The sequence below is a fragment of the Synechococcus sp. J7-Johnson genome (assembly GCF_024345795.1).
In the GTDB taxonomy this organism is placed as follows: Bacteria; Cyanobacteriota; Cyanobacteriia; order PCC-6307; family Cyanobiaceae; genus Regnicoccus_A.
Genome location: NZ_JAGQBU010000005.1, coordinates 78,655 through 91,023, shown reverse-complemented (window position 1 = coordinate 91,023; position 12,369 = coordinate 78,655). Strand labels below are relative to the sequence as shown.

13 protein-coding genes and 1 tRNA gene are annotated in these 12,369 nt (G+C 68.1%); 5 read left to right on the top strand and 9 right to left on the bottom strand.

Annotated features, from left to right (window positions below):
• The first annotated feature begins 7 nt into the window (after positions 1 to 7).
• The gene (locus tag KBY93_RS04315; protein ID WP_255093058.1) at positions 8 to 712 is read left to right on the top strand and encodes an N-acetylmannosamine-6-phosphate 2-epimerase; all 705 of its coding nucleotides are present in this window, start codon (positions 8 to 10) and stop codon (positions 710 to 712) included.
• A 22-nt stretch (positions 713 to 734) separates the two neighbouring features.
• On the opposite strand, the gene groL is transcribed toward KBY93_RS04315, so the two are convergent.
• Positions 735 to 2,405 (bottom strand): chaperonin GroEL, encoded by a 1,671-nt coding sequence (gene groL / locus KBY93_RS04310; RefSeq protein WP_255093012.1) that lies wholly within the window; start codon positions 2,403 to 2,405, stop codon positions 735 to 737.
• Positions 2,406 to 2,604: 199 nt separating this feature from the next.
• On the opposite strand from groL, the gene KBY93_RS04305 reads away from it, so the two are divergent.
• Complete coding sequence (locus KBY93_RS04305; protein ID WP_006170298.1) at positions 2,605 to 2,853, top strand: hypothetical protein; 249 nt, start codon at positions 2,605 to 2,607, stop codon at positions 2,851 to 2,853.
• 7 nt (positions 2,854 to 2,860) lie between these two features.
• Here the strand turns inward: KBY93_RS04305 and fabG are convergent, their stop codons facing one another.
• Genes fabG through KBY93_RS04290 form a run of 3 tightly spaced genes read right to left on the bottom strand, consistent with a single transcriptional unit; the run spans position 2,861 to position 5,676 of the window.
• Positions 2,861 to 3,619, bottom strand: a complete 759-nt coding sequence (gene fabG / locus KBY93_RS04300; protein ID WP_255093011.1) for a 3-oxoacyl-[acyl-carrier-protein] reductase — start codon at positions 3,617 to 3,619, stop codon at positions 2,861 to 2,863.
• 48 nt (positions 3,620 to 3,667) lie between these two features.
• A complete protein-coding gene (locus tag KBY93_RS04295) occupies positions 3,668 to 4,798 on the bottom strand; it encodes a TrkA family potassium uptake protein (protein ID WP_255093009.1) in 1,131 nt (376 codons plus the stop codon).
• Positions 4,799 to 4,827: 29 nt separating this feature from the next.
• Positions 4,828 to 5,676, bottom strand: coding sequence for a glycosyltransferase family 9 protein (locus tag KBY93_RS04290; protein ID WP_255093008.1), 849 nt, complete (start codon positions 5,674 to 5,676; stop codon positions 4,828 to 4,830).
• A gap of 78 nt (positions 5,677 to 5,754) precedes the next feature.
• Here KBY93_RS04290 and ispD point away from each other — a divergent pair, with 78 nt between their 5' ends.
• Positions 5,755 to 6,444: a 2-C-methyl-D-erythritol 4-phosphate cytidylyltransferase gene (gene ispD / locus KBY93_RS04285; protein WP_255093007.1), complete on the top strand. Its 690-nt coding sequence runs from the start codon at positions 5,755 to 5,757 to the stop codon at positions 6,442 to 6,444.
• Here the strand turns inward: ispD and KBY93_RS04280 are convergent.
• Together KBY93_RS04280 and KBY93_RS04275 are read right to left on the bottom strand one after the other, a co-directional pair.
• Complete coding sequence (locus tag KBY93_RS04280; protein ID WP_255093006.1) at positions 6,441 to 7,352, bottom strand: LD-carboxypeptidase; 912 nt, start codon at positions 7,350 to 7,352, stop codon at positions 6,441 to 6,443. The two genes, ispD and KBY93_RS04280, sit on opposite strands and share 4 nt — an antisense overlap.
• Complete coding sequence (locus KBY93_RS04275; RefSeq protein ID WP_255093005.1) at positions 7,349 to 8,230, bottom strand: 4-hydroxybenzoate polyprenyltransferase; 882 nt, start codon at positions 8,228 to 8,230, stop codon at positions 7,349 to 7,351. Before KBY93_RS04275 ends, KBY93_RS04280 begins: the two co-directional genes overlap by 4 nt.
• A gap of 111 nt (positions 8,231 to 8,341) precedes the next feature.
• Between KBY93_RS04275 and KBY93_RS04270 the strand changes: the two genes are divergently transcribed.
• Together KBY93_RS04270 and KBY93_RS04265 are read left to right on the top strand one after the other, a co-directional pair.
• On the top strand, positions 8,342 to 9,970 hold the full coding sequence (locus tag KBY93_RS04270; RefSeq protein WP_255093004.1) for a Ppx/GppA phosphatase family protein: 1,629 nt from the start codon (positions 8,342 to 8,344) through the stop codon (positions 9,968 to 9,970).
• A 68-nt stretch (positions 9,971 to 10,038) separates the two neighbouring features.
• Entirely contained in the window at positions 10,039 to 10,458 is a 420-nt protein-coding gene (locus KBY93_RS04265; protein ID WP_255093003.1) for a tellurite resistance TerB family protein, read from the top strand.
• Between the two features lie 40 nt (positions 10,459 to 10,498).
• On the opposite strand, the gene KBY93_RS04260 is transcribed toward KBY93_RS04265, so the two are convergent.
• The 3 genes from KBY93_RS04260 to lgt all read right to left on the bottom strand — a co-directional run bounded on the left by KBY93_RS04260 (position 10,499) and on the right by lgt (position 12,331).
• Positions 10,499 to 10,570 (bottom strand) — tRNA-Val (locus KBY93_RS04260).
• Between the two features lie 28 nt (positions 10,571 to 10,598).
• Positions 10,599 to 11,441: a precorrin-4 C(11)-methyltransferase gene (cobM, locus tag KBY93_RS04255; protein WP_255093002.1), complete on the bottom strand. Its 843-nt coding sequence runs from the start codon at positions 11,439 to 11,441 to the stop codon at positions 10,599 to 10,601.
• On the bottom strand, positions 11,438 to 12,331 hold the full coding sequence (lgt, locus tag KBY93_RS04250) for a prolipoprotein diacylglyceryl transferase (protein ID WP_255093001.1): 894 nt from the start codon (positions 12,329 to 12,331) through the stop codon (positions 11,438 to 11,440). The genes cobM and lgt overlap by 4 nt, the downstream gene beginning before the upstream one ends.
• Positions 12,332 to 12,369 lie beyond the last annotated feature (38 nt).

The following is a 12,369-nucleotide window of genomic DNA, read 5'->3' as shown; positions in this document are numbered from 1 at the left end:
GACTGTGATCGTTGATTCAAGGCTGCTTCGTGGAGCGCTGAACGGCCGCCTGATTGTCTCAGTCCAGGCCCCTCAAGGGTCGCCGATGCGTGATCCCTCGGTGATCGCCGCGATGGCGGAGGCCAGCCTGGCCAATGGTGCGTTCGGGGTTCGCCTCGAGAGCCCGGAGCACATCGGCGCCGTGAGAAAGCGCTGCCCCGGGGCCCTGATCGTGGGTCTATGGAAGCAGGTCTACCCCGACAGCTCCGTGTACATCACGCCTGGCTGGGAGGAGATGCGTGCGGTGTGGGCCGCGGGGGCCGACATCGTGGCGATCGATGCCACCGCCAGGCATCGCCCGGCGGGGGAGGTACTGGCGAGCCTGATCGAGCGGACCCAACGCGATCTGAAGGTCCCGCTGATGGCCGATGTCGACAGCCTCGAGAACGGCCTGCGAGCTGCTGCTCTCGGCTGCCAGTGGGTGGGCACCACCCTGCTGGGCTACACCGAGGCCACAGCCGAACTTCGCCCCCCGGCCTGGGAGTTGCTGCCGCTTTTGCGCCGGCAGTTGCCCCCTGAAACTGCCCTGATCTGCGAAGGGGGAATCGCTTCGGCAGATCAGGCCATCAGAGCTCTGGAAAAAGGAGCGGACGCCGTGGTCGTTGGCACCGCAATCACTGGGGTGGATCTGCAGGTGGGCGCCTACGTGGGGCGGATGGACGCGGGCCGCTGAAGCAAGCGGCCCGCGGGAAGGCTCACATCATGCCGGGCATGCCCATGCCGCCCATGCCACCCATTCCTCCCATACCGCCCATTCCTCCCATGCCGTCCATACCGCCACCGGCGGGGGCCGGCGGTTCCGGTTTGTCAGTGATCACGACTTCGGTGGTGATCAGCATCGCGGCGATCGAAACGGCGTCCTGCAGGGCAAGGCGCACCACCTTGGCGGCATCAAGGATGCCGACGGCCACCATGTCGTCGTAGGTGCCGGTCATGGCGTTGTAGCCCTTGCCCAGGCGCTGGGCTTCTGCCACCACCACCGAGCCGTTGGCGCCGGCATTCTCGGCGATCTGACGGGCTGGGGCCGGTAGGGAACGCTGCACGATCTCAGCGCCGGTGCGCTCATCTCCGCTCAGGTCGGCGATCAGCGAGTCGAGTTCGCTGGCCAGTTGCAGAAGCGTGGATCCACCGCCCGCCACGATTCCCTCCTCCACCGCAGCGCGGGTGGCGTTGAGGGCGTCTTCGATGCGCAGCTTGCGGTTGCGCAGCTCGGTTTCGGTGGGGGCGCCCACCTTGATGACGGCCACACCGCCAGCCAGCTTGGCCAGGCGTTCGTTCAGCTTCTCGCGGTCGTACTCGGATTCGGTGGCCTCCAGTTCACGGCGGATCGAGGCCACGCGATCGGCCACGGCGGCGCTGTGGTCCTCGGTGCCCACGATCGTGGTGGTGTCCTTGCTGATCGTGATCCTGCGCATGCGGCCGAGATCAGCCAGGGCCACCTTCTCGAGGGTCATGGCCCGGTCCTCGCTGATCAGGGTGGCGCCTGTGAGGATGGCGATGTCCTGGAGCATGGCCTTGCGGCGGTCGCCGAATCCTGGCGCGCGCACGGCCGCCACCTGCAGCACCCCACGATTCTTGTTCACCACCAGGGTTGCGAGAGCCTCGCCCTCCACATCCTCGGCCAGGATCACGAGGGGGGAACCGGCCCGGGAAACGGCCTCCAGCACCGGTACCAGATCATTGATGCTGTTGATCTTGCGATCTGTCACCAGCAGCAGGGCGTTGTCGTACTCGCACACCTGGCGGTCGCCATCGGTGACGAAGTAGGGGGAGGAATAGCCCCGATCAAAGGCCATGCCCTCGGTTACCTCCAGCTCTGTGGAGAGGGAGCGGGATTCCTCCACGGTGATCACCCCGTCGGTGCTCACTGTGTCCATGGCCTCGGCCACCATCCGGCCCACTTCCTCGTCTCCGCCGGAGCTGACTGTGGCCACCTGACGGATGGCATCGCCGGCCACGGGCTGGGAGAGGGCGGCGATGCCATCCACCACCCGGGCGGCGGCCCGCTCCATTCCGCGGCGAAGCCCCACCGGGTTGGCGCCGGCGGCCACATTGCGCAGTCCCTCGTGAACCAGTGCCTGGGCCAGCACTGTGGCGGTGGTGGTGCCATCGCCCGCCTGATCCTTGGTCTTGGAGGCCACCTGCTGCATCAGCCTGGCTCCCACGTTCTCGAATGGATCCTCCAGGCTGATTTCCTTGGCGATCGTCACCCCGTCATTGACGATGTCGGGTGCCCCGAAGGACTTCTCCAGCACCACGTTGCGGCCCTTCGGTCCGATCGTGACCCGTACGGCATTCGCCAAGGCGTTCACCCCCCGCTCGAGCGAGCCCCTGGAGGCGTCGGAAAAACTGATCAGCTTGGCCATCGGTCGTGGAGGAGGTGGAGAAGGGCTGACGCCGGGGTGGTGCTACCTCCCTGGCGGAATTGGGTACGGCCTCCGTACCCAGATGGAATCAGCGTCCCACAGCGGCTGTGGACCAGTCAGGAGCCTGCGGGTGGGGAAAGCCGAATCGCGCGCCCACCCGGGCGCTGCGGCCGGCTCCATCTCTCGATAGGGTCCTGCTATGGAGGAGAACCTGCGCGCCAGCCTATCGGCCTCGGTGGCCGATGCGCTCACCGACCCCGCGATCGACACGGTCTCGGGGGCCAGTCTGATGGTGTTCCTTGTCATCGCCGGCCTTGGGCTGGCGATGGCTCTGGTTTACGTGCCCCTGCGGCTCTTTCTCACAATCACGGCCCGCAGCCGCCGGCTGCGGCTGCTGCAGCGAATCCGCCGCTTGCGGGAGGAGCTGGGGCAGCCGATCCAGTCGTGATCGGGCCTCAGCGCATCACCAGGCCTCCATCCACCTGCAGCACCTGGCCGGTCATGTAGGCAGCGGCTGGATCGGCGGCCAGAAAGCGCACCACACCGGCCACGTCCTCGGGCTGACCGAGTCGGCCCAGGGGAATGGCCGCCTGGATCCGCTCCACGTCCAGGTCCTTGGTCATGTCTGAGGCGATGAAGCCGGGGGCCACGGCGTTGACGGTGACCCCACGGCTGGCCAGCTCGGCGGCAGTGCTGCGGGTGAAGCCGATCACCCCTGCCTTGGCGGCGCTGTAGTTGGCCTGCCCGGGGTTGCCCATCAGCCCCACCACCGACGTGATGTTGATGATCCGGCCGCTGCGGGCCTTGAGCATGGTGCGGCAGACGGCTCGGGTGCAGAAGAAGACGCCGCCGAGGTTGAGGTCGATCACGCTCTGCCAGTCGGCGGTCTTCATGCGCATCAACAGTCCGTCACGGGTGATGCCGGCGTTGTTCACCAGCACGTCGAGTCGGCCGCTGCGCTCCAGCACCTGCTTGACCATGGCTTCCACCTCCGCCTCCTGGGAGACATCGGCGCGGTGACTCCAGGCCCGGCCGCCGGCGGCGTTGATGGCCGCCACCACCGCATCGGCGGCGTCGGCGGAAGCGGCAAAGTTCACCACCACCTCCGCTCCGCTGGCGGCCAGCTCAAGGGCGATGGCCCGTCCGATGCCGCGGCTGGCTCCGGTGACGAGAGCCACCTGGCCCGTGAGTGGGGCAACAGCGGATCCGCTCATCGGCAAGGCAGCAAGGAGGCAGTGATCGTATGCGCCCCATGGCCGCACTCAGTTGGTCATCGCTTCGACCCCCTCCACGGCGGGGCCCAGCAGCTGGGCGAAGCGCTGGAGTTCCTCCTTGCTGCCCATCACCACCAGCAACTGGCCCGGCAACAGCCTCACATCGCCATTGGGGTTGGCAATCAGCTTCGGGGGGGGCGGAGTGTTGGTGATGCCGCGGTAAACCGATTGGTTGGTCGCCTTCGGAGCGGGCATGCGCACGGCCAGCACCAGGGCACCGGTGCGCTTGCGCAGTTCCAGCTCGGCCAGGGTGCGCCCGTTGAGATCCCCCAGCAGCTGGCCGTTGTTGCTGATCTGAAACTCCTCCACCTCGCACTCCGATCCCGCCAGCAGGTCCATGAACTGCACCGCCAGGGGCCGCAGGGCAGTTGCTGCCATGCTGCGCCCGCCGGCCACGTAGGGACTCACCACCTGATCGGCGCCGGCCAGCCGCAGTTTGCGCGCAGCCTCATCGCTGTCGGAGCGGGCGATCAGGCGGCAGCGGGGGGCAATGCCCCGGGCACTGAGCACCACATAGAGATTGGCGGCGTTGCTGGGCAGAGCGGCCACCAGGCTGCGGCAGTGGTGAATGCCGGCTTCCACCAGGGTTTCATCGAGGGTGGCATCGGCCTGAAGCACGGGAAGGCCGCTCTCCTCGGCGGCATCCTTGCGGCTCTGATCCATCTCCACCACCAGCAGCGGCACGCCCTCGGCGGTGATCTGATCGGCGATCTCCCGGCCGATGCGGCCATAGCCGCAGAGAATCACATGGTCATTCATCGTGAGAAGCCAGCGGCGGAAGCGGAGTTCGCGCATCCGGCGGAAGTAGCCGGAATCGGTGAGCCCAAGCAGGCCCTGGATCGTCATCTGCACCACCACCAACCCCCCGGCGATCGAGAGGGTGGTCACCACACGGCCGGCCCCCGAGAGGGGCTGGGTGGTGCCGTCGCTCCAGCCCAGGGTGGTGAGGATCACCAGCACCATCCAGTAGCAGTCGCCCCAGTCCCAGCCCTCGGTGAAGCGGTAACCCGCTGCCGAGAAATTCACCAGGGCCACCAGGGCGATCAGGGGGGTTCGCCAGGGTTGTCGGATCCGGGAGGAGGGAGGCCTGGGGCGTCGGCGCCTGGTGAGTGGAGGCATCCGAGGGGCCGGGGTTGAAGAGTGGACGCTTAGCCCAGGCCAAGTGCCTGCAGGACGTCAGCAACATCGAGCTCGTGCAGGGATGATGCCAGACCGAGTCCTTGTACACCCGCTCTGACGGGCAGGCTGTCGCCACTGCGACCCAGGGCCACCAGGGGGGTGCCGCTGAGCAGGGCCAGTTCGGTGGTGATCGGGTCGTGGCTGAGCACCACGTCGGCGGCGGCCACCTGGGCAGCCCGCTCGAGCGGGCTGCCATCACGGCGGGCCTGCTGCACGCGCAGCTGGGGGAGCCGGGTCCGGATAGCCTCCGGCAGCTCCTGCCAGCGCTGGGCCGGCCAGTCGGGTTCCGCCACGGTGGGCTGGGGGTCAGGGGCCAGCAGCAGCAGCGGGCCATCGCCTGCCGGCGTGGCAGCAACCGCCTTCTCCAGGTCGGCTTTGGGCAGGCTGAGGCGGTAGCCGGCCGCATCGAGGGGCACACCGATCGGTCGCAGCCAGGCCTCGAGCGTCTGGTTTGGCCAACCCGGTTGGCGACTGACGGTGGTGGTGGCTGAGAAGCCACCGGTGGCGATCCGGGTGGGGATGTGGCCGAGGGACAGCATCAGATCGATCGGCCAGCCGCTGCCCAGATTCAGGCAGACCTGGAAATCGGGCTCGCGCACCCCACCCAGCAGGTTGGCCCAGTCGGCCAGGCTCACCCCCTGATCGAAGCCGTAGCCAAGCACTTTCTCCACGGCCGGTACCAGCTTCCAGGCCGCAGCCACCCCAGCGGTGCAGGCAACCTGCACCTGGGCATGGAGATGGTTGGCGACGGCGGCCACCGCCGGAACGGCCTGCAGCTGGTCTGCCATGCCGCCCGGGATCAGTACAAGTACACGCATCAGAGCGGTGGCTGGAAGGCGGCGGGCGGGCTGATTGTATGAATCTGGTCTGGTTTGTCCGCTGCGCGGGAGTCCCTTGTGCATTTGCTGATCGCCGCTGCAGGCAGTGGCCGCCGGATGGGCGGTGAGCGCAACAAGCTGCTGCTGCCTGTGGCAGGGCGCCCCGTCCTGGCCTGGACTCTTGAGGCGGCTCTGGCCACGCCGGAAATCAGCTGGATCGGTGTGGTGGGCCAGAGCCGCGATCAGGCGGAGGTGGAGGCACTGGTGGTGGCTGCGGCACCTGAGCGCCCCGTGCACTGGATCGAGGGCGGGGACACCCGCCAGGAGTCGGTGCGCCTCGGCCTGGCGGCTCTGCCTCCGGACGCTGAAGCGGTTTTGATTCACGATGGCGCCCGCTGCCTGGTGGAGCCGGAGCTGATCAGCCGGTGCGCCGCCGCTGCCGCCCGAGGGGAAGCCGTGATCGCCGCGGTGCCGGTGTCGGACACGATCAAACGGGTGGCGGCAGATGGCACCATCGAGGACACCCCCGATCGCCAGGTGCTCTGGGCGGCCCAGACCCCCCAGGGTTTCCCCCTGGCCCAGCTGCTCCTCGGCCATGCCATGGCAGCGGCCGAGGGCTGGAGCGTCACCGACGACGCCTCCTTGTTCGAGCGCCTGGGCTGGCCGGTGCGGGTGATCGAGGCCTCGGCTTCGAACATCAAGCTCACCACCACCTTTGATCTGGCCATCGCCGCTGCGGTGTTGGCTGCCCGCAGCGACGGGGCCTAGAGCAGCAGGCTCAGCTCCCCGCACTCCCCATCCAGGCGGCAGGGAACCCCGAGGGGCAGGGCGCCGTTGCCGGGCTCATGGCCCACGGGCAGCCCCGCGAGCACTGGGATGCCGAGATCCGCGGTGCGTTCGCGCAGCACCTGCTCGAGGCTGAACCGTTCTCCGGCAGCTGCTCCCTCCCCGTCGGTCTCTTCACAGCCTTGGAAGCTGCCGAAGCCGATCCCGGCCAGCTGCTGCAGAGCGCCGCAGAGGCGCCAGTGGGTGAGCATGCGCTCGATCCGGTAGGGGGCCTCGCCCACGTCTTCCAGGATCAGCACCGCCCCCCTGAGATCGGGCAGGTGCTGCGTGCCCAGAAGATGGGTGGCCACAGTGAGGTTCGCCACCAGCAGCGGTCCTTCCGCCAGCCCGCCCCGCCATGGGGTTCCCTGCAACGCACCCGGCGCTTCCCCGAAGAGCAGCCGGCGCAGGCGATCCTGGCTCCAGGGCGGCTCGGCCGCCAGGGTGGTGACCATGGGGCCATGGACCGCGCCGCGCCGCCCCCGGGCCTGCTGGGCCAGCAGCAGGGAGGTCACATCAGAGAAACCCAGCAACCAGCCCTCAGGCAGGGACAGCGACTGTTCCAGCAGGCGTGCCGCTCCCCAGCCGCCCCGCACACAGGCCAGCAGGGCGGCCCCTTCGCCAGTGCTGGCAGAACCATCCGGCAGCAGGTCGGAAAGACGTTCATGGTCCCTGCCAGCCAGATACCCCCAGCGCCGCTCCGGGGCGAAAGGGAGCTCCACCTTCAGTCCCCAGCTTTCGATCACGGCGATGCCTGCTTCCAGCCGCTGGCGTTCCGCCAGGGCAGAGCTGGCCGCCACCAGCCTCACCCGGTCCCCCGGCCGCAGTGGGGGTGGCAACCAGTCGCTCATGCCCCGCGCCCTAGCACCAGGGCCAGCAGCAGCAGGGCGCCTAGTTGCACCTGGCGGCTGAAGTGCTCCCCGTAGCGGGAGCGCGGCGGTTGCCCCCGCAGACGCTGGGCTTCCCGCTGCATGCCTGCGGCGGCGATGGTCCACAGGGGCCAGAAGATCCAGCTCACCCCGGCGTTGGTGGCTGCCATCGCCAGCAGCAGGGCGGCCGCTCCATAGCTGAGGGCCACCGCGGTGGGGGCGCTCTCCCCCAGGCTGAGGGCACTGCTGCGCACCCCCAGGGCGGCGTCATCCGCCCGGTCGGCCATGGCGTAGACGGTGTCGAAGCCGAAGGTCCACAGCAGGGTGGCCAGCCAGACGAGCGGCAGGGTCCAGCCTCCCCCCAGAGCGGCCGTGGCTGCGGCCCAGGGGATCAGCACCGCGAACCCCCAGCAGAAGGCCAGCACCAGCTGGGGATAGGCAAACCAGCGCTTGGCCGATGGATAGAGCAGCACCGGCGGCAGGGTGGCCACCGCCAGGGTCAGGCACAGGCCGCGGCTGGGCTCCGGCAGAGCCAGCACCACCGTCAGCGCGACCAGCAGGCAGGCCAGCAGCAGCATCACCGCCTCGACCAAGCCCACCCGGCCACTGGCCAGGGGGCGCGTGCTGGTGCGCTCCACCAGTGGATCGATGCGCCGGTCCCAGATGTCATTGGCGACGCAGCCGGCGCCGCTCACGGCCAGCCCGCCGGCCACGATCAGGCCCACCAGGCTGGGAGCTGGCGGGGCTTGGGGGGTGAGCCAGAGGGCCCAGCCGGCCGGGATCAGCAGGATCAGACGTCCGCTGGGCTTGTGCCAGCGCAGCAGCTCGAACCAACCCCGCAGGGAGGCGCTGATGTTCATCGGCGCAGGTTACGGCGCTTCAGGGCTGGGGATGCCTGGGGCAGTGACATGGGGCGACTGGTTGCAGGCTTCGGTGGCAAAGTGGCGCGGTCAGTGCCGGCTGGTCGCCAGATGGTCCCTCCCGACCCCGCCGTCACGGTGGTCGCTCCCGTCAGCCAGGGCCCAGGCACTGGGCTAAGGCATGTGGCGGCCATCGACATCGGCTCGAACTCCATCCACCTGTTGATCGCGGCGGTGGACCCGGAGTTGCGCAGCTTCCGCCTGGTGCTGGCGGAGAAGTCGTCCACCCGGCTGGGAGAGCGGGATCCCGAAACGGGAGACCTCACCCCCGAGGCGATCGAGCGCGCCTTCATCGCCCTGCGTCACTGCCGTCAGCTGGCCGAGAGCCACGGCGTTGAGCAGATTCTCACGGCCGCCACCAGCGCGGTGCGGGAGGCGCCCAACGGCCGACTGTTCGTGCAGGCGGTCCAGGAGCAACTGGGTCTGGACGTGGATCTGGTCAGCGGCCAGGAGGAGGCTCGCCTCATCTATCTCGGGGTGCTCTCGGGGATGGCCTTCGGTGACACCCCCCACCTGATCCTCGATATCGGCGGTGGCTCCACCGAGCTGATCCTGGCTGACGGGGCTGATGCCCGTGAACTCACCAGCACCCGCATCGGCGCAGTGCGACTGCAGCGTGACTTCATCCGCGAGGACCCGATGCCGGCAGCCCGGCTCACCTTCCTGCGGGCGTTCATCCAGGGTTCCCTGGAGCCGGCTGTGGAGCGCGTGAAGCGTCAGCTGCGGCCGGGGGAGGTGCCGGTGATGGTGGGCACCAGCGGCACCGCCACGGCACTGGCAGCCCTGGTGGCCTCCGAGCAGGAGCGCACCCCCCTGCGCCTGCAGGGATTCCGCATGAGCCGGGAGCAGATCAATCAGCAGGTCAACCGGCTGACGACTCTGACGCCGGAGCAGCGGCGCTCCTTGCCCGCCATCAATGAGCGCCGCGCTGAGATCATCGTGCCGGGGGCGCTGGTGCTGCAGCAGGCGATGGCGATGCTGCAGGCCGGGGAGATGGTGATCAGCGAGCGGGCCCTGCGTGAAGGACTGATCGTCGACTGGATGCTCCGCCACGACCTGATCGTGGATCGCTTCGCTTACCAGAGCAGCATCCGCCGTCGCACGGTGCTGCAGCTGGCCCAGCGCTACGGCGTCGTCCAGGCGCGCGCGGATCGGGTGGCCCAGCATGCTCTCAGCCTCTACGACCGCTGTCGCGGGGTGCTGCACCACGACGAAGGAGAGGGGCGACAACTGCTCTGGGCCGCGGCGATGCTGCATGCCTCGGGCCAGCACATCAACATCGGGGCGTACCACAAGCACAGCTGGTATCTGATCCGCCATGGCGACCTGCTCGGTTACTCCGAAACCGAGCAGCTGATGGTGGCCGCAATTGCCCGCTATCACCGCCGCAGCCTCCCCAAGAAGCGCCACGAGGCCTGGCTTCTGCTGCCGGGCCGCGAGCAGAGGCGCACTGTCAATGCGATGGCGATGCTTCTGCGGCTGGCCGCTTCCCTCGATCGCCGTCCCACGCCTGCGGTGGCGGGCCTGCGGATCGCCTGCAGCACCAGTGAGCTGAGCATCGGGCTCGATGCGGCCTCACCCCTGGATCTGAGCCTGGAGCGTTGGAGCCTGCAGGGGTGCGCCGAGCCCCTGGCGGAAGCAACAGGGGTGCGATTGCTGGTGGAATCCGACAGCCGGTAGCGACGACAACCGCATGATTGGTCCAGCTTTCGCCATGACAGATGAAGGACATTCGAGCCGCCAGTTCCATGGATTCTCCGACCGCCTTCGTGGCCGTGGCCCTTGCCGCCGTGTCCTGGGATGGGTTGCTCACCCGCGCCGGTTCCCGGGCCCTGCGCCACTCCCTCGACTACCGCGTGCCCTTCAATCAGATGGGAGATGCGGTGATGATTCAGCTGTTCGACCAGTTGCTCGCTGACCTGCGCCGCGATGGTGCACCGATCCTGATGGCCCGCGCGGCTCTGCAACTGGATCCGCACGAGCGCCGCACCGCCTTTGCGGTGGCGGCTGAAATCATGCGCTCCGACGGGCCGTTGGTGCCCGAGGAACAACAGATCCTCTCCGATCTAGCTGCTCAGCTTGAGATTCCTGACAACGAATCAGCCCGGATTTTTGAGGTGATGGACATCCTGCATGCCGAACTGGTCTGCAGTCCGGTGGCGGCCTGATCCTGAGAGGCGGGCCTAGGCACCGGCCTGAACTGAAGAATGGGCGATACTGGATTCGAACCAGTGACCCCTTCCGTGTGAAGGAAGTGCGCTACCGCTGTGCTAATCGCCCGCACCCGTTGATCTTAAAACACCGCGGTTCAGCTCACTGATCCCGCTGCCTGGACCGCTGCAGACTCAGCCGAGCCTGAAGCAGTGGCAGCCCGGAACAGGTGATCATGGCTCGGGGAGTACAGCCGGGAGCGAGCCTGTTCAGGCGCGGCCAGCGCCGGGCTCACCACATACAGAGTGGTGCGGATCAGCTGTCGCTCTCGGCTCACAGCCGCCATCTGCTCCAGCGGCACCACCTGCAGCCACTGATCCGGCCAGCTCACCCGGTAGCCGATAGCCACCGGGGTGTCGGCGGGGTAGTGCTCCAGTAACTCCTGCTGAACCGACTCCACATGGCGGGCGCTGAGGTACAGGCAGAGGGAGGCTCTCAGGGAAGCCAGGTGTGCCAGTGATTCCCGCTCCGGCACCCCGGTGCGCCCACCAGCACGGCTGAGCACGATGGTCTGGACCAGCCCCGGGATGGTGAGCTCGGCCTTGAGAGCTGCGGCGGTGGCCTGGTAGGCGCTCAGGCCAGGCACCACCTCCACCTCGAGCCCTGATTCGCTCAGGCGGCAGATCTGCTCCGCCAGGGCTCCGTAGAGGCAGGGATCGCCATCGTGGAGGCGCACCACCCGCAAGCCGGCCCGCGCCCGCTCCACCACCAGATCGATCACCTCTTCCAGGGTGAGTGTGCTGGTGCGGATCCGTTCGCACTGCGCAGGGGCCAGCGCGGAAATCTGGGGCGAAACCAGGGAATCAGTCCACACCAGCACATCAGCGGCTTCAACGGCACGGGTGGCCCGCACGGTCATCAGATCGACGGCGCCGGGGCCTGCACCCACGATCAGCACCGGGCTTGAGGAACCTGGCGCTGGGGTCGACGGTTCGTTCAAGAGGGGTACCGGGGCAGAAGGGGAGCACCGCCTGGATCGGGCAGGGGGCGGTCCTGGCCGTAGATCCGCCAGAGGCCGAAGCTGCCGAGCGCGATCAGCAGCAGGCTCATGAGCTGGGCCATGCGCAGGCCTCCCTCACAGAAGGGCGGCGTGGAGAAAAGACAGAGCGGGTCGGTGCGCAGCCCTTCGATCCAGAATCTGCCGAGGCTGTAGCTCACCAGATAGATGCAGCTCAGGGCGCCGGGGGGCAAGGCTATGCGGCCTTTGAGCCCTGCGCGGAACAGAGCGAGCAGCAAGGTAACCACAGCGAGGTTCCAGATGGATTCGTAGAGGAACGTGGGGTGGAAATACTGCTGATCGAGGAACTGTGCCGGCCTGTTGAGGGCGGGGATGTAGAGCTTCCAGGGGAGGTCGGTTGGAAGGCCGAAGGCCTCTGAATTGAAGAAGTTGCCCCAGCGCCCGATCGCCTGGCCGAGGGCAACGGAGGGCACCAGCACATCAAGCAGGTTCCAGAAGGCCAGCTTGCGCCAGCGGCAATAGGCGATCACCGCCAGGGTGCCGGCGATCAGAGCCCCGTGGATTGCGATGCCGCCGCGCCAGATGGCCAGCGCCTCCAGCCAGTTGAGCTGATACTGCCGCCACTCCAGCAACACGTAATAGAGGCGGGCGCCCAGCACAGCGGCCAGCACCAGCAGTGGCAGCAGGTCAGCGATCAGGGCGGGGTCGATGCCCCGGGCCTTGCCCAGCCGGGTGGCCAGCCGCAGACCTACCAGCACTGCCAAGGCGATCAGCAGGCCGTACCAGCGCAGGGAAAAGGGGCCCAGCTGAACAATCAGGGGACCCGGTGAGGTGAACACAGCCAGGGCAGTGGCCTGGGAGAGAAACTCCAACGAATGCACTCAGGCGAACGGCATGGTGGTCAAGGCTC